Consider the following 15,368-nt stretch of genomic DNA (forward strand, 5'->3'; position numbering starts at 1 on the left):
GCCGCATCCCGGCCTGTCGCTTACGCATCCACGGCGGAGTCCACCCCGCCAGTATCGCCACCGGCACCGGCAGCATGAGCGCCGTGGACACTGCCGGTGACGGCCGCTTCGTCGGAACGCTTGGGGATTCTGCTCGCCTATCGTCGCCTGCTGTGCGAGCCCGCCGATCCCGAGACCCTTGGCCTCGTCGCCAGCTGGCTGGTTGTGTGTCCGCCTAACTGGATCTCGGTGGGTGGTGTCAATCGCCGGGGCGATGGCCGACGTCCAGCTATAAACTGCGTCTATAAACCAGGTGTGTAAACACTATGTATAGTCGGGGTATGTCTGCTGCCGATTCGATCGCTTCCCCCCGCCTGCGCTTGAAGAACGCCCCGGGCGCGGCTGTCCTGTGCCTCGGCGCAGGGCTCGTCGGGGGCATCCTGACGAACCTGGTGCAGGGCTGGCTGCCCGGGGCGTGGAACAACTTGGCGAACTCCGGTGCGGTGTGGACGATGTTCGCGTTCGCCGCGGGCGTCGCCTTCGCGCACCGCACCGAAGGCCATCGTGGTCCGGCGGCAGCCGGAGCCTTGGCGGAGGTCGGGCTCGTCGTCGGCTACTACGGGTACGCCGAGTTCGGGCGGGGCGGCATGGGCTCGCTCACCTTTCCGCTGCTCTGGCTCTCCATGGCATGCGTCGCGGGGCCGCTGTTCGGCGTCGCGGGCGCGTGGTCGAGACGCGCTACGCGGCCCTGGCGGCGTTACGTGGCGCTCGGCGCACTCGGCGGCCTCTTCGGCAGTGAAGGCCTCCACTACTGGCTCGGCCTGGGGTACCTACCGCAGGCAGTGGTCTGCGCCGCTCTCGCCTGCGGTCTTCCGCTGCTGTTGGGGCGCACCTGGAAGGAACGCGGCCTGAGCCTCGCTGTGGCGATCCCCGCGTCCTTCGTCACCTATCAGGTCCTCTATGGCCTCCTGGACGCGGTGTCCGGCTGAGTGGGCCCGCCAGGTAGGGGCACGGCTGTCAGCGACGGCCACTGAGCTTGTCACGAAACATCAGGCCCACATCAGGAGTGATGCGAGGGTGACGGCTGCTTCGTAGGACTGGGCGGTCTTGTCGTAGCGGGTGGCGATGCCGCGCCATTGCTTCAGGCGGTTGAAACACCGTTCAACGACGTTGCGGTGTTTGTAGGCCTCGCGGTCGAAGGCCGGCGGGCGGCCTCCGCGAGTGCCTTGCCGGGCCCGGTTGCGGACCTGGTCGGCCCGCTCGGGGATCGTGTGGGCGATGCCGCGGCGGCGGAGCCAGGTGCGGATCGCCTTCGAGCTGTAGCCCTTGTCGCCCAGGACGTGATCGGGCCGGACGCGGGGCCGTCCCGGTCCGATCCGGGGCACCCGGATCTGTTCCATCACGGCGGTGAACCGGGTGCAGTCGTTGGTGTTGCCGCCCGTCACGACGAAGCCGAGAGGCCGGCCCCGGCCGTCGCAGGCCAGGTGAATCTTGCTGGTCAGACCGCCCCTGGACCGGCCGAGGGCCGGGTCGCGGAGCCCCCTTTTCGGGCCCCCGCCGCATGCTGATGGGCCCGGACGACCGTGGAATCGACCGACACCAGCCACTCGATGTCGCCCGCCGCATCCGCCTTCGCCTGAGCAGCCCGCAGCATCCGTTCGAACGTCCCGTCCGCCGCCCACCTGCGAAAACGCGTATGCAGCGTGGCCCACGGCCCGTAACGCTCGGGCACATCCCGCCAGGCCGACCCGGTCCGGAACTTCCACACGATCCCGTTCAGGACCCGGCGGTCATCCAGCCGCTTCCGCCCCCGCAACGGCACGGGAAGCAACGGCCGGACGAACTCCCACTCGGCATCGGACAGTTCATGACGACGTATCACGACACCATGATCCACCAGCGGCGATCATTTGAAGACACTGCCTAGTGGTGCCAGGCCTCGCCCCCCGTGTTGTGGATGAAGCGCTGGAGCACCTTCATCGTGGTCAGGTACTCCTCGTCGGAGATTCCGGCGTGGCGTTCCGTCCACAGGTCGTCCTGGACGGCCGCGGCCTTCCCGAAGAACGCCCTGCCCTCGGGGGTGAGCGTCAGGCGGCCGTCCGGGGTGTCTCCGGCCTGGTCGATCCAGCCCGCCTCGATCGTCGCGTCGATCTCCGACTCCATCACCTCCGGACCCGCGTCCAGGTAGTTCCGCAGGAGGCCGGAGACCTCGGCACGGGTCTTCGGGGCACCGGCCCGGGCGACCTGGGCGAGGACCCACCACTGGGGCTGGGTCGTGCCGAGCTCGGCGAGGGCCGCCCGGGTGCGGGTGACGACGGCCTTGTGTGCCGCCCAGGTCCAGTAGCCGATGGGCTGGCGGATGAGTTCGGCGTCGCTGTGCGAGTAGTCCATGGCGTCGACCGTAGAAGCTCAAGTTCGGTTGAGGTCAAGGGGCGGCCGGGCCGACTTCTCGTCGGCAAAGGCACGGGTGGGGCGGGCGTAGCGTAGGTGGTATGTCGACGTACGGATCCTTTCCCGGCACCCGGCCCCGGCGGCTGCGGAGCACTCCCGTCATGCGTCGGATGGTCGCCGAGACCCGGCTGCACCCCGCCGACCTCGTCCTCCCCGCCTTCGTACGCGAGGGCGTGCGCGAGCCGGTGCCGATCGCGGCGATGCCCGGCGTGGTCCAGCACACGCGGGACACGCTGAAGAAGGCGGCCGCGGAGGCGGTCGAGGCCGGAGTCTCCGGGATCATGCTGTTCGGTGTTCCCGAGGAGGAGAAGAAGGACGCCGCCGGGACGGTCGGGACCGATCCGGACGGGATCCTCCAGGTCGCGCTGCGCGACGTACGGGCAGAGGTCGGGGACGAGCTGCTCGTCATGTCCGACCTGTGCCTCGACGAGTTCACCGACCACGGCCACTGCGGGGTGCTCGACGAGCAGGGGCGCGTCGACAACGACGCCACCCTCGAGCGGTACGCCGAGATGGCGCGGGTGCAGGCCGACGCCGGCGCCCATGTGGTCGGGCCCAGCGGGATGATGGACGGGCAGATCGGCGTCGTCCGGGACGCGCTGGACCAGATCGGGCGGGAGGACGTCGCCGTCCTCGCGTACACCGCCAAGTACGCCTCCGCCTTCTACGGGCCCTTCCGCGAGGCCGTCGGGTCCTCGCTCAGGGGAGACCGCAAGACCTACCAGCAGGACGCCGCCAACGTGCGGGAGTCGATGCGGGAGCTGGCGCTGGACCTGGAGGAGGGCGCCGACATGGTGATGGTCAAGCCGGCCGGGCCCTACCTCGACATCCTCGCCAGGGTCGCCGAGGCCGTGGACGTGCCCGTCGCCGCCTACCAGATCTCCGGCGAGTACTCGATGGTCGAGGCCGCCGCCGAGAAGGGCTGGATCGACCGCGACCGGGCCATCCTGGAAACCCTCACCGGGATCAAGCGGGCCGGCGCGCGCAACATCCTGACGTACTGGGCGACCGAGGTCGCTCGCACACTGCGCTGAGCGACCTGCGCCTGCCCCTCGCACACGGGGTGCGGGTCCGCGGACCTCTTCAGTACTCGGGCGCGTGGGCCGCGCCGGTCTGCCAGTAGGTGACCGTCAGCGCCGTGTCGACGTACACGCCGCCCGAGGGCAGCTTGACCCTGGCGATGGAGCCGTCCTCGAAGGGGATCGTGAGGGTGTTCGTCTCGTAGCCGTTCTCCCCGCTGCCGTCGCCGGACGACAGGCGCACGCCGGCGTAGCCGGACTCGCCGGGGGACAGCGTCGTCAGCGACCGCGGCTTGCTGGACTCGGCGACGGGCGGCACCGACTGGGCCTCGCCGAACCGCGCCGCCGGGTACTGCGGCCGGGTGTCGTCCCCGTGCACCACTGGCGGCCGGACCACGCGGCGCCGGTGCCCGAGCAGCCGGACGCGTCGTACCTCGCCGGACTCGACGCCGTCGAGAAGGCCCGTTACAAGGACATCAACGACGTCACGGACGCGGACATCAACGTGTACGGCGGGCTGGGCGTCAAGGACTGACGGCCCGGCAGCCGCCCGGGTGTCCGGATCGCGGAAAGTCTCTTGTAGGCGGCACGTACTTCCCTAGGCTGCGGGCATGACCGTGACCGCGTCCGCCGCCACCGCCGCCTCTGCTCCTCCACCGCCGCTCGCCGCGCGGGCCCGGTCCATCGCCGGTTCGCCCGTACGGGACATCCTCGCCGTCACCGGCCGCCCCGAGGTGATCAACTTCGCGGGCGGGCTGCCGGCCCCCGAGCTGTTCGACACGGAGGGCATCGCCGCCGCGTACCGGGACGTCCTCGCCGAGGTGCCCGCGCGGGCGCTTCAGTACTCCACCACCGAGGGCGACCCCGCCCTGCGGGCCGCGCTCGCCGCCCGCACCTCGGCGCGCGGACTGGCCACCGGCTCCGACGACGTCCTCGTCACCACCGGCTCGCAGCAGGCCCTGTCGCTCCTCGCCACCGCCCTGCTCGAACCCGGCGACACCGTCCTGGTCGAGCGCCCCTGCTACCTGGCCGCGCTCCAGGCCTTCGGCTTCGCGGGCGCCCGGGTGGTGGCCGTCCCCGGGGACGGGGACGGGATCGACCCCGGGGCGCTGGCGGAGCTGGTGGTGCGCGAGCGACCCAAGCTGCTCTACACGGTCCCCACCTTCTCCAATCCCACCGGCCGCACCATGCCCGCCGCCCGCCGTGCCGCCGTCGCCGAGGTCGCCGGACGGTGCGGGCTGTGGATCGTCGAGGACGACCCGTACGGGGAGCTGCGCTTCGAGGGCGAGCGCGTGCCGTGGATCGCCTCCTGCGAGGGCGCCCGGGACCGGACCGTGCTGCTGGGCTCCTTCTCCAAGGTCATGGCACCCGGCCTGCGGCTGGGCTGGCTGCGGGCCCCCGCCGAGCTGCGCCGGGCCTGCGCGGTCGCCAAGCAGGCCGCCGACCTGCACACCCCGACCGTCAACCAGCTCGCCGCCGCCCGCTACCTGGCCGACCGGGACCTGGACGCCCACGTCGCACGCGTCGCCGCCGCCTACGGCGCACGCCGGGACGCCATGCTCGCGGGCCTCGCGGACGCGCTCCCGGCGGGGTCGGTGTGGACCCGCCCCGAGGGCGGCATGTTCCTGTGGGCCCGGCTGCCCGAGGGGTACGACACCGCGGCCCTGCTCCCCGGGGTGGTCCGGCACGACGTGGCGTACGTCCCCGGCGCCCCCTTCCACGCGGGCGAGCCCGACCGCGCCACGCTGCGGCTCTGCTTCGTCACCCAGACGCCGGACGTGATCGCGGAGGGGCTGCGCAGGCTGGGGGAGGGGCTGCGGGAGGCAGTGCACCGGGCGGCGTAGGACCCGGCGCGGCCCTCGGTGCGGGACCAAGGGCCGAGGGCGGCGGGCCGTCGCCGCCCGTGCGGTGCCGGGTCCGACAGCGCACGGACGACGACGCCGTTCTCAGAGCCGCTCGGGCGTCCGGATGCCCAGCAGGGCCAGGCCCTGGTGCAGGGTGCGGGCCGTGACCTCGCACAGGAGGAGCCGGTTCTCCGCCACCTCCCGCGGCGGAGCGGGCTTGATCACCGGGCACTTGTCGTAGAACGACGTGAACAGAGACGCCAGCTGGTACAGGTATGCCGTCAGCTTGTGCGGGGCGTACTCCTTCGCCGCCTCGGCCACCGTCTCCGCGAAGGCGTCCACGTGCAGGCCCAGGGCCCGCTCGGCCGCCGCCAGCTCCAGCTCCGGGTGGGCGGCCGGGCCGACCTCGCCGGCCTTGCGCAGGATCGACCGGATCCGGGCGTAGGCGTACTGGAGGTAGACGGACGTGTCGCCGTTGAGCGAGACCATCTGGTCCAGGTCGAACTTGTAGTCCCGGTTCGCCGACGTCGACAGGTCCGCGTACTTCACCGCGCCGATGCCCACCTGGGCGCCCCGCTCGGCGATCTCCTCCTCGGAGAGGTCCTGCGCCTTCTCCCGGACCACGGCGGACGCGCGGTCGACGGCCTCGTCGAGGAGGTCGACCAGGCGGACCGTCTCGCCCTCACGGGTCTTGAACGGCTTGCCGTCCTTGCCGAGGACCGTGCCGAAGGCCAGCTGCCGCGCCGTCACGTCGTCGCTCAGCCAGCCGGCCCTGCGGGCGGTCTCGAAGACCATCTTGAAGTGGAGGGACTGCCGGGCGTCGACCACGTACAGCAGCGTGTCCGCCTTCAGGCCGAAGACGCGGTCGCGGATCGCGGAGAGGTCGGTGGCCGCGTAGCCGTAGCCACCGTCCGACTTCTGCACGATCAGCGGGACCTGGTTGCCGTCCGGGCCCTTGATGTCGTCGAAGAACACGCACAGCGCGCCCTCGGAGCGGACCGCGACGCCCGACTCCTCCAGCAGGCGGCAGGTCTCGGCCAGCATGTCGTTGTAGCCGGACTCGCCGACGATGTCGGGATCGCGGATCTCCATGTCCAGCTTCTCGAAGACGGAGAAGAAGTAGATCTTCGACTCGTCGACGAACCTCTGCCACGCGGCGAGCGTCTTCGGCTCCCCGGCCTGCAGGTCGACCACCCGGCGCCGTGCCCGCGTCTTGAACTCCTCGTCGGAGTCGAAAAGCCTGCGCGCGGCCTTGTAGAGGCGGTCGAGGTTGGACATCGCCTCCTCGCCGGAGACCGCACCGCCCCCGGCGGCCCGGTGGTCCAGCTCGTGCGGGTGCTCCTCCAGATACTGGATGAGCATGCCGAACTGGGTGCCCCAGTCGCCGATGTGGTGCCGCCGCACGACGTTCTCGCCGGTGAACTCCAGCAGTTGGACGACCGAGTCGCCGATCACCGCGGAACGCAGGTGACCTACGTGCATCTCCTTCGCCACGTTCGGCTGGGCGTAGTCGACCACCGTGGTGCCCGGGTGCCCGGCGCGCGGGACACCGAGCCGGCCGGTGTCGTCCGCGTACCGCGCGGCGAGGTTCCCGATGATCGCCCGGTCGCCGATGGTGATGTTGAGGAAGCCGGGGCCGGAGACCTCGACGTCCTTGATCAGGTCGCCGGTGGTGAGGTGCGCGACGACCTCGGTGGCCAGCTCCCGCGGGTTGGCCTTCGTCTTCTTGGCCAGGGCGAGGATGCCGTTGGCCTGGTAGTCCGCCCGGTCGCTTCGTCGCAGCAGCGGGTCGACGCCGGCGGCTTCCGGCCGGGTGGCCGTGAGGGCGGACGCGAGGTGCTGCTGGACGGAGTCGCTGAGGGACGTGACCGAGGCCATGGAGTGGCTGCCGTTCTGCTCGGGTTCCTGGAGTACTGCGGAAACCGAGTATCCCACGCGGTGAAAAGCGGTTTTCGCGGATGCGGGCCGGGCTGGGAGAATGGGGCGGTCAGCCGTGCGACCGTACCGGCTGCCTGAGCAGAACTTCAGGAACTTCGGGAAAGAGGACGTGCCGATCGTGGCTCAGAGCACAGAGACCACCGACTGGGTCTCCCGTTTCGCGGACGAGGTCGTCGCCGAGTCGGAGCGTCGTGCCCCGGGCAAACCGGTCGTCGTCGCGTCCGGGCTCTCCCCTTCCGGTCCCATCCACCTGGGCAACCTGCGCGAGGTCATGACCCCGCATCTCGTCGCCGACGAGATCCGCCGCCGCGGCCACCGGGCGCGGCACCTGATCTCCTGGGACGACTACGACCGCTACCGCAAGGTGCCGGCCGGGGTCGCCGGAGTGGACGAGTCCTGGGCCGAGCACATCGGCAAGCCCCTGACCTCCGTCCCCGCCCCGAAGGGCTCCCCGCACCCGAACTGGGCGGAGCACTTCAAGGCCGCGATGGTCGACTCGCTGGCCGAGATGGGTGTCGAGTTCGACGGAATCAGCCAGACCGCGCAGTACACCTCGGGCGTCTACCGCGAGCAGATCCTGCACGCCATGAGGCACCGGCGGGACATCGACGCGATCCTCGACCAGTACCGGACCAGGAAGGCCCCCGCGAAGAAGTCGCAGAAGCCCGCCGACGAGGCCGAGCTGGAGGCCGCCGAGGGCTCCGGAGCCGCCGCCGAGGACGACGGCGGCTCCGGCGCCGCCGGGTACTTCCCGTACAAGCCCTACTGCGGCAACTGCGAGAAGGACCTGACGACGGTCACCGCGTACGACGACGACTCGACCGAGCTGACGTACGCCTGCACCGCCTGCGGCTTCTCCGAGACCGTGCGGCTGAGCGAGTTCAACCGCGGCAAGCTGGTCTGGAAGGTCGACTGGCCCATGCGCTGGGCGTACGAGGGGGTCGTCTTCGAACCCAGCGGCGTCGACCACTCCTCTCCCGGGTCGTCGTTCCAGGTCGGCGGGCAGATCGTCGGGATCTTCGGCGGCGAGCAGCCGATCGGCCCGATGTACGCGTTCGTCGGCATCAGCGGCATGGCCAAGATGTCCTCGTCGAAGGGCGGGGTGCCCACCCCGGCCGACGCGCTCCGGATCATGGAGCCGCAGCTGCTGCGCTGGCTGTACGCCCGCCGCCGCCCCAACCAGTCGTTCAAGATCGCCTTCGACCAGGAGATCCAGCGCCTGTACGACGAGTGGGACCGCCTCGACGCCAAGGTCGCCGACGGCAGCGTGCTGCCCGCCGACGCCGCCGCCCACGCGCGTGCCGTGGGCACGGCCGCCGGTGAGCTGCCGCGGACGCCCAGGCCGCTGCCGTACCGCACGCTCGCCTCGGTGGCCGACATCACCGCCGGCCACGAGGACCAGGCGCTGCGCATCCTCGGCGAGCTGGACCCGGCGGACCCGATCGCGTCGCTGGCGCAGGCCCGGCCGCGCTATGACAAGGCCGAGGCGTGGATCAACACCCACGTCCCCGCCGACCAGCGCACCGTCGTGCGCCAGGAGCCCGACGCCGAGCTGCTCAAGTCCCTCGACGAGCCGAGCCGGCAGTCGCTGCGGCTACTGCTCGACGGGCTGGCCGACCACTGGTCCCTGGACGGGCTCACCCACCACGTCTACGGCGTCCCCAAGGTCCAGGCGGGCTTCCCCGCCGACGCCACGCCCAAGGAACTGCCGCCGGAGATCAAGAGCGCCCAGCGGACGTTCTTCGCGTTGCTCTACCACCTGCTCGTCGGCCGCGACACCGGCCCGCGACTGCCCACGCTGCTCCTCGCGGTGGGGCAGGAGCGGGTGCGGACCCTGCTCGGGGAGTAGGTCCGGACCGTAGGGACACGGCGGAGGGGGCATCCGGTCTTCACCGGGTGCCCCCTTTCGCCGTACGCGGCGCCGTCAGGCGATGTGCTCGTCCTCCAGCTCCGCCGTGTGGCGCTCCTGGAAACGCAGGACCATGCGCTTGGCGTCGGCGTCCGGGACGGAGACGCCGTACGTCGCCTCGACGTTGTAGCCGAACTCCCGCGGGGTGGGATAGCCGCTGCCGTTGATCGACTGCTTGAAGATCTGGTAGTAGGCGTCCTCGTCCGGGTCCTCGGGCTCCGGCGGGCCGCCGCCCTCGCCCAGCTCGCGGGTGCGGTGGGGGCCGACCGGTATGGGGAAGCTGCCGGTCTCCTCCGGAGAGGGCTCCTGCGCGGGCGGCTCCTCCTCGAACTGCTGCCGGTACTGATCGGCCTGCCGCTGTTCCGCCTCCCACTGGGCGTACTGGTCCGGGTCGTACGTGGGGTCGTAGTCACCGTGGTACTCGACCGACTGCGGATCGCGGGCGTGCAGCCAGGGATTCTGCTCCGGGGCGGGCTCGTTCTCCCGTACCGGCTCCGCGTCCCCGCGGCCGACCAGCTCGGGACGCTGTTCGGCCGCCGGCGCCGTCTCGGGGCCCGTCTCCTGCGGTCGCGGCGCCGGCGGGAGCAGGGCCGGTTCGATGCCCGCCGCCGCCAGGCCGGACGGGGCCGTCTGCGCCAGGGGCACGCCGTAGCGGGCCAGGCGCAGCGGCATCAGGGACTCCACGGGCGCCTTGCGGCGCCAGGCGCGGCCGAAGCGGGAACGCAGCCGGGCCTGGTAGACCAGGCGCTCCTGCTCCAGCTTGATGACCTGCTCGTAGGAGCGCAGCTCCCACAGCTTCATGCGCCGCCACAGCAGGAACGTCGGCAGTGGGGAGAGCAGCCAGCGGGTGAGGCGGACGCCCTCCATGTGCTTGTCGGCGGTGATGTCGGCGATCCGGCCGATCGCGTGCCGGGCGGCCTCCACCGACACCACGAACAGGATCGGGATCACGCCGTGCATGCCGACGCCCAGCGGGTCGGGCCAGGCCGCCGCGCCGTTGAACGCGATCGTCGACGCCGTCAGCAGCCAGGCCGTCTGCCGCAGCAGCGGGAAGGGGATGCGGATCCAGGTCAGCAGCAGGTCCAGGGCCAGCAGTACGCAGATGCCCGCGTCGATGCCGATCGGGAAGACGTAGCTGAAGTTCCCGAAGCCCTTCTGCAGGGCCAGTTCCCGCACCGCCGCGTACGAACCCGCGAAGCCGATCCCGGCGATGACGACGGCGCCGAAGACGACCATGCCGATGAGAACACGATGCGTCCGTGTCAGCTGAAGTGGCGCGGCCACCCGTACTCCCCTCGCAATGCCTGTTGTTGCGCGCAACAGAGTGGCACATGTGTGCGGGGAACGGGTGGCCGGTGGGCCGAAGAGAGCCTCAGCTCGACTTCGAAGGCGACTTCGAGGAGGACTTGGACGCCGACTTCGAGGAGGACTTGGACGACGGCTTGGAGGCCGGCCCGGACGCCGACTCCGAGGGGGAGCCGGAGGCCGGCCCGGAGGGCGACGGCGTGCCGCTCGCCCTGCCGCCGCCGTCGGCACCGCCGTTGGCCTTCGTCACCGCGGCCACCACCTCCTTGGCCGCCTTCTGCGCGTCCTTCACCAGGTCGTCGGCGTCCGGCGTCTTGTCGCCCGCCAGACCCGCGCCGTTGTAGTCGACGGTGACGACGACGTTCTCGACGCGCGCAACGACCGTCTGCTGCTTGAAGGTGCCTTCCTTCTTCTTCAGGTCGTAGCGGACCACCGAGGCCTCGTCGCCCGTGCCGCTCAGCGGCGTGGTCTTGACGGCCTTCGCGCCCTGCGCGGCCTGGGCGTCCCGCAGTTGCTTGCGGTAGTAGTCACGCGCCAGCTCGTCGCCCTCGCCGCGCGTCACGTCCGACTCGAAGCGCAGCATCGACACGCTCAGCCAGCGGAACTGGGAGCCCTTCACGCCGTTGTCGTCGAGGCTGTCCCAGGAGCAACCGGAGCGCGTCGCCGTGTCGTCGGTCGTGCCCTCCTTGCCGGAGCCCGCCTTCGGCACCAGGTCGTCCAGCGTCTTCTCCGCCAGCACCGCACACGGCTCCGGGAGCTTCCGGAACGCCGCCGCCCGCACCGTCGGGGACGGGCTCGCGGACTTGGAGGCCGCGGACTCCCGCGCGGCCTTGTCCTTGCCGTCGTCGGAGCCGGAGTCCGAGGAGCAGCCGGCTGCCACCAGCATCACGGGTACGGCGGCCGCGCCGACGAGGACGCGGGCGAGCCGCTTCGCTCGCTCCGCCTGCTGGTCTCGCTGGTCACGCTGGGCTCGTAGCTGCATGGTTCCTTCACTCATGGCACTCGTGGTTCCTGCGTTCGGAACGGGTCCGAGGGGCCACGGTACGCGGTGCGGAAATCGCGCGGTCCCGCTTCGAGCGCGCCGCGCACGGGCGCCGGGGACCCGCACGGGACTCAGCCGCTCAGCGAATCCGCCAGCCGGGAAGCCAGTTTCCGCGCCATGTCCTGCATTTCCTCGCTGTCCGGGACGACTCCGGGCGTCGCCGACTGCTCCGCGTACTCGATGGTCACCACGACGTTCGACGTGCGGAACGCCACAGTCACGGTCCGTCGCTCCGCCGTCGAACCGGAGCTGTTCAGCGCGTCGTCCACGAACGCCTCGTCACCCAGACCGTCGAGGAGCCGCGGCTGGAGCTCGGTGGACGGGGACTCGGAGGACGCGCCCGACGACGGTGCGGTGGACGACACGGAGCCGGAGGCCGGGGCGGAGGGTGCGCCGGACGACGCGGTGGCGGACGGTGACCCGGACTCCGGCGTGGCACCGGACGGGGACTCCGACTCCGAGACGACCGGTTCGGGCAGGTCGGCCGCCTCCACCTGCTGCGCGAAGAGCCGCTCGGCCTCGCTGTCGTCGCTCACGGAGTTGTCGTACGACACCACCCGCTCGAAGTCGACGGAGAGATGGTCGGTGGCGTCCGCCGACTCCACCTTCCAGCGGCAGCCGACCTTGCGGTCGGTGTCGTAGGCGAGCGTCGGTTCGCCCGCGTACGCCTTCCCGCGCTGCTCCTCGTCCGCGATCTCCTCGATGCCGGGCAGGAGCGAGTCGAGCGCCTCGGGGCCGACCGCGCCGCACGGCTCCGGGAGGGTGCGGTACTTGCCGGGCTCGGCCGCCTCGGTCGCCACGCCGGGCCGGCCCGGGTCCGAGTCGTCCGCCGTGGCGCCGTCGCCCGAGCCGCCGGTACAGCCGGCCAGCAACGCCGCCAGGAGGGCGGCGACGCCGGGTACGTAGGCCTTCCGCTGCACGGTGCGGCTCCTCTCGCCGGTGTGGCTGTGGTCGGTACTCCAGTGTCCCCGCTGGTTATTCGCTTGCCGCGCGGGGGCGTCCCCTGGAGACAATGTGTATCGCACGCGCCGCCGTGAACGCCGGTCGGTCGTCCCTTTGACTGCCCTTGGTGCCGGTTTTGCGCTTTGAGACTTCTGTTTGTCTTCCGGGGGAATGAGGACGCTGTGTCGTACGTGGAGATGCCGGGCGCGAGGGTGCCGATCCGGATGTGGGCCGACCCGGCGACGGTCGAGGAGGGCGCCCTCCAGCAGCTGCGCAACGTCGCGACCCTGCCGTGGATCAAGGGCCTCGCGGTCATGCCGGACGTGCACTACGGCAAGGGTGCGACGGTCGGCTCCGTGATCGCGATGCGCGGCGCGGTGTGCCCGGCCGCGGTGGGCGTCGACATCGGCTGCGGCATGTCGGCGGTGCAGACCTCCCTGACGGCGAACGACCTCCCGGGCGACCTGTCCCGGCTGCGCTCGAAGATCGAGCAGGCGATCCCGGTGGGGCGGGGCATGCACGACAGCCCGGTCGACCCGGGCCGCTTCCACGGGCCGGCGACGGCGGGGTGGGACGATTTCCGGGGGCGGTTCGACGGGGTGGCCGAAGCCGTCAAGTTCCGTTACGAGCGGGCCGGAAAGCAGATGGGAACGCTTGGTTCCGGTAATCACTTCGTCGAGGTATGCACCGATACGTCAGGTTCTGTCTGGCTGATGCTGCACTCCGGCTCCCGCAACATCGGCAAGGAGCTCGCCGAGCACCACATCGGCATCGCCCAGCGGCTCCCGCACAACCAGGGCCTGATCGACCGCGACCTCGCCGTGTTCGTCGCGGACACCCCGCAGATGGCGGCGTACCGCAACGACCTGTTCTGGGCGCAGGAGTACGCGAAGTACAACCGCACGCTCATGATGGCGCTCCTCAAGGACGTGGTCCGCAAGGAGTTCAAGAAGGCCAAGCCGGCTTTCCAGCCGGAGATCAGCGCGCACCACAACTACGTCGCCGAAGAGCGGTACGACGGGATGGACCTGCTGGTGACCCGCAAGGGCGCGATCCGCGCGGGTTCCGGTGACCACGGGATCATCCCCGGTTCCATGGGCACGGGTTCGTACATCGTGAAGGGCCTCGGCAACGCCAAGTCCTTCAACTCCGCTTCGCACGGCGCCGGTCGGCGCATGAGCCGGAACGCGGCCAAGCGGCGCTTCTCCACCAGGGACCTGGAGGAGCAGACGCGGGGTGTGGAGTGCCGCAAGGACTCGGGCGTCGTGGACGAGATCCCGGGCGCCTACAAGCCGATCGAGCAGGTCATCGACCAGCAGCGCGACCTGGTCGAGGTCGTGGCGAAGCTGAAGCAGGTCGTCTGCGTGAAGGGCTGAGCACCTCAGTGCCCCGTGGCCCTGGTGGGTGGTCACGGGGCACGGATCTTCGGCCTACGCGGTATGCCGGGCGGCGCATTTGACGAACTCCGTCCACGCCGTCGGCGTCAGGCCGAGCTTCGGACCCGCCTTGTCCTTCGAGTCGCGGACGTGCGTCACGCCCGGCAAGGAGGCGACCTCGACGCACTCGCCGCCGCCCCCGGCGCTGTGACTGCTCTTGTACCAGGCCAGGCCGTCGATGTCCCGTTGCCGGGGAGTCGGGGCGGGGCTGCTCCTGGTCGACGTCCTCGCGGTCGACTGGGGCGTCACCGCACGGCCCACCGGTCCAGGCAAGACCGTGTGGGCCGAGTGTGCCGTAGCGGACCGGTCGCCGTGCGTCAGCCCTCCCGGTGCACCTTCGTGTTCGACGCCTGGGCCCGGGGCCGGACGACCAGGAGGTCGATGTTGACGTGGGCGGGGCGGGTGACCGCCCAGGTGATGGTGTCGGCGACGTCGTCGGCGGTCAGGGGGTCGGCGACGCCCTGGTAGACCTTGGCCGCCTTGTCCCGGTCGCCGCCGAAGCGGGTCAGGGCGAACTCGTCGGTCTTGACCATGCCGGGCGCGATCTCGATGACACGCACCGGACGGCCGACGATCTCCAGGCGCAGGGTCTCGGCGAGGACGTGTTCGCCGTGCTTGGCGGCGACGTAGCCCGCGCCGCCCTCGTAGGTGCCGAATCCCGCGGTCGAGGAGACGACCACGATCGTGCCGTCGCCGCTCGCCTCCAGCCCGGGGAGCAGGGCCTGGGTGAGGTTGAGGGTGCCGATGACGTTCGTCTCGTACATGCGGCGCCAGTCGTCCGGGTCGCCGGTGGCCACCGGGTCGGCGCCGAGCGCGCCGCCCGCGTTGTTGACGAGGACGCCGACCGTCCTGAAGGCGGTCGCGAACTCGTCGACCGCCTCGCGGTCCGTGACGTCCAGGGGGTAGGCCGTCGCCTTGTGGCCGGCCGCCTCGATCTCCTCCGCCAGAGCCTCGATGCGGTCCTTGCGGCGGGCGGTGAGGACGACGCGGTATCCGGCGGCGGCGAGCTGCCGGGCCGTGGCGGCGCCGATGCCGCTGCTCGCACCTGTCACGACGGCGATGCGGGAGGCGGCGGGCGGGGCGGCTGCGGTGGCCATGGACTGCTCCTCGGTCGGTTCCTCGGTCGGTGTCACCAGTCGCCGACCAGGGTAGTCAGCCGCCGTTGCGCGGCGCCCACATGATCACGGCCATGCCGGCGAGGCAGACCAGGGCCCCGGCGATGTCCCAGCGGTCGGGCCGGTAGCCGTCGGCGACCACGCCCCACAGGATCGAGCCGGCCACGAAGATCCCGCCGTACGCGGCGAGGATGCGGCCGAAGTGGGCGTCGGGCTGGAAGGTGGCGACGAAGCCGTAGGCGCCGAGGGCGAGGACCCCGCCCGCCGCCCACAGCCAGCCGCGCTGTTCGCGCACCCCCTGCCACACCAGCCAGGCACCGCCGATCTCGAACAGGGCGGCGACGACGAACAGGGCGGCGGAGCGCAGGACGAGCATGCGGGCAGCTTC

The 15,368-nt window shown here is 71.3% G+C and carries 14 protein-coding genes and 2 pseudogenes; 6 read left to right on the forward strand and 10 right to left on the reverse strand.

Annotated features, from left to right (window positions below; all coding sequences use genetic code 11):
• Positions 1-320: 320 nt before the first annotated feature.
• Positions 321-968, forward strand: coding sequence for a DUF6518 family protein (locus tag ACGFYH_RS03780; protein ID WP_393801528.1), 648 nt, complete (start codon positions 321-323; stop codon positions 966-968).
• Between the two features lie 60 nt (positions 969-1,028).
• Here ACGFYH_RS03780 and ACGFYH_RS03785 read toward each other — a convergent pair.
• Together ACGFYH_RS03785 and ACGFYH_RS03790 are read right to left on the reverse strand one after the other, a co-directional pair.
• Positions 1,029-1,858, reverse strand: a protein-coding gene (locus ACGFYH_RS03785; RefSeq protein WP_393801934.1) for an IS5 family transposase whose coding sequence is annotated in 2 segments (ribosomal slippage) — positions 1,029-1,519 and positions 1,519-1,858 — 831 coding nt in all. Because the reading frame shifts where the segments join, the coding sequence is not laid out codon by codon here.
• Between the two features lie 44 nt (positions 1,859-1,902).
• Positions 1,903-2,370 (reverse strand): MarR family winged helix-turn-helix transcriptional regulator, encoded by a 468-nt coding sequence (locus ACGFYH_RS03790; protein WP_393801529.1) that lies wholly within the window; start codon positions 2,368-2,370, stop codon positions 1,903-1,905.
• Between the two features lie 101 nt (positions 2,371-2,471).
• Between ACGFYH_RS03790 and hemB the strand changes: the two genes are divergently transcribed.
• A complete protein-coding gene (gene hemB / locus ACGFYH_RS03795) occupies positions 2,472-3,464 on the forward strand; it encodes a porphobilinogen synthase (RefSeq protein ID WP_393801530.1) in 993 nt (330 codons plus the stop codon).
• 49 nt (positions 3,465-3,513) lie between these two features.
• On the opposite strand, the pseudogene ACGFYH_RS03800 reads toward hemB, so the two are convergent.
• Positions 3,514-3,807, reverse strand: a pseudogene (locus tag ACGFYH_RS03800) (DUF4232 domain-containing protein); the annotation flags it as partial.
• Here ACGFYH_RS03800 and ACGFYH_RS03805 point away from each other — a divergent pair.
• Positions 3,808-3,984 (forward strand): annotated as a pseudogene (locus ACGFYH_RS03805) (SAM-dependent methyltransferase); the annotation flags it as partial.
• A gap of 76 nt (positions 3,985-4,060) precedes the next feature.
• The gene (locus ACGFYH_RS03810; protein ID WP_393801531.1) at positions 4,061-5,293 is read left to right on the forward strand and encodes a PLP-dependent aminotransferase family protein; all 1,233 of its coding nucleotides are present in this window, start codon (positions 4,061-4,063) and stop codon (positions 5,291-5,293) included.
• Positions 5,294-5,395: 102 nt separating this feature from the next.
• Here ACGFYH_RS03810 and argS read toward each other — a convergent pair whose 3' ends face one another.
• The gene (gene argS, locus ACGFYH_RS03815; RefSeq protein WP_393801935.1) at positions 5,396-7,171 is read right to left on the reverse strand and encodes an arginine--tRNA ligase; all 1,776 of its coding nucleotides are present in this window, start codon (positions 7,169-7,171) and stop codon (positions 5,396-5,398) included.
• A gap of 169 nt (positions 7,172-7,340) precedes the next feature.
• On the opposite strand from argS, the gene lysS reads away from it, so the two are divergent.
• Positions 7,341-9,080, forward strand: coding sequence for a lysine--tRNA ligase (gene lysS, locus ACGFYH_RS03820; RefSeq protein ID WP_393801532.1), 1,740 nt, complete (start codon positions 7,341-7,343; stop codon positions 9,078-9,080).
• Positions 9,081-9,155: 75 nt separating this feature from the next.
• On the opposite strand, the gene ACGFYH_RS03825 is transcribed toward lysS, so the two are convergent.
• The 3 genes from ACGFYH_RS03825 to ACGFYH_RS03835 form a co-directional block, all read right to left on the reverse strand.
• Positions 9,156-10,424, reverse strand: coding sequence for a DUF2637 domain-containing protein (locus ACGFYH_RS03825; protein WP_393801533.1), 1,269 nt, complete (start codon positions 10,422-10,424; stop codon positions 9,156-9,158).
• A gap of 88 nt (positions 10,425-10,512) precedes the next feature.
• Positions 10,513-11,442 (reverse strand): DUF3558 family protein, encoded by a 930-nt coding sequence (locus ACGFYH_RS03830; protein ID WP_393801534.1) that lies wholly within the window; start codon positions 11,440-11,442, stop codon positions 10,513-10,515.
• 116 nt (positions 11,443-11,558) lie between these two features.
• Positions 11,559-12,407, reverse strand: a complete 849-nt coding sequence (locus tag ACGFYH_RS03835; protein WP_393801535.1) for a DUF3558 domain-containing protein — start codon at positions 12,405-12,407, stop codon at positions 11,559-11,561.
• A 204-nt stretch (positions 12,408-12,611) separates the two neighbouring features.
• Between ACGFYH_RS03835 and ACGFYH_RS03840 the strand changes: the two genes are divergently transcribed.
• Positions 12,612-13,805 carry an RtcB family protein gene (locus tag ACGFYH_RS03840; protein ID WP_393801536.1) on the forward strand — a complete coding sequence of 398 codons (1,194 nt, stop codon included), beginning with the start codon at positions 12,612-12,614 and terminating at the stop codon, positions 13,803-13,805.
• A 54-nt stretch (positions 13,806-13,859) separates the two neighbouring features.
• Here ACGFYH_RS03840 and ACGFYH_RS03845 read toward each other — a convergent pair whose 3' ends face one another.
• The 3 genes from ACGFYH_RS03845 to ACGFYH_RS03855 are packed head-to-tail and all read right to left on the reverse strand — an operon-like array spanning position 13,860 to position 15,356.
• A complete protein-coding gene (locus tag ACGFYH_RS03845; protein WP_393801537.1) occupies positions 13,860-14,126 on the reverse strand; it encodes a DUF397 domain-containing protein in 267 nt (88 codons plus the stop codon).
• Positions 14,127-14,182: 56 nt separating this feature from the next.
• Positions 14,183-14,962: an SDR family NAD(P)-dependent oxidoreductase gene (locus tag ACGFYH_RS03850; RefSeq protein ID WP_393801538.1), complete on the reverse strand. Its 780-nt coding sequence runs from the start codon at positions 14,960-14,962 to the stop codon at positions 14,183-14,185.
• Positions 14,963-15,017: 55 nt separating this feature from the next.
• The gene (locus tag ACGFYH_RS03855) at positions 15,018-15,356 is read right to left on the reverse strand and encodes a YnfA family protein (RefSeq protein WP_007387504.1); all 339 of its coding nucleotides are present in this window, start codon (positions 15,354-15,356) and stop codon (positions 15,018-15,020) included.
• Positions 15,357-15,368: the final 12 nt, after the last annotated feature.

The sequence above is a fragment of the Streptomyces sp. NPDC048392 genome (assembly GCF_043200575.1).
Lineage (GTDB): Bacteria > Actinomycetota > Actinomycetes > Streptomycetales > Streptomycetaceae > Streptomyces.

What these genes read in the sequence shown, in the direction of transcription:
- ACGFYH_RS03780 (WP_393801528.1), top strand. Translation starts at nt 321, where the DNA reads ATGTCTGCTGCCGATTCGATCGCTTCCCCCCGCCTGCGCTTGAAGAAC.
- ACGFYH_RS03790 (WP_393801529.1), bottom strand. Translation starts at nt 2,370, where the DNA reads ATGGACTACTCGCACAGCGACGCCGAACTCATCCGCCAGCCCATCGGC.
- hemB (WP_393801530.1), top strand. Translation starts at nt 2,472, where the DNA reads ATGTCGACGTACGGATCCTTTCCCGGCACCCGGCCCCGGCGGCTGCGG.
- ACGFYH_RS03810 (WP_393801531.1), top strand. Translation starts at nt 4,061, where the DNA reads ATGACCGTGACCGCGTCCGCCGCCACCGCCGCCTCTGCTCCTCCACCG.
- argS (WP_393801935.1), bottom strand. Translation starts at nt 7,171, where the DNA reads ATGGCCTCGGTCACGTCCCTCAGCGACTCCGTCCAGCAGCACCTCGCG.
- ACGFYH_RS03830 (WP_393801534.1), bottom strand. Translation starts at nt 11,442, where the DNA reads ATGAGTGAAGGAACCATGCAGCTACGAGCCCAGCGTGACCAGCGAGAC.
- ACGFYH_RS03850 (WP_393801538.1), bottom strand. Translation starts at nt 14,962, where the DNA reads ATGGCCACCGCAGCCGCCCCGCCCGCCGCCTCCCGCATCGCCGTCGTG.
- ACGFYH_RS03855 (WP_007387504.1), bottom strand. Translation starts at nt 15,356, where the DNA reads ATGCTCGTCCTGCGCTCCGCCGCCCTGTTCGTCGTCGCCGCCCTGTTC.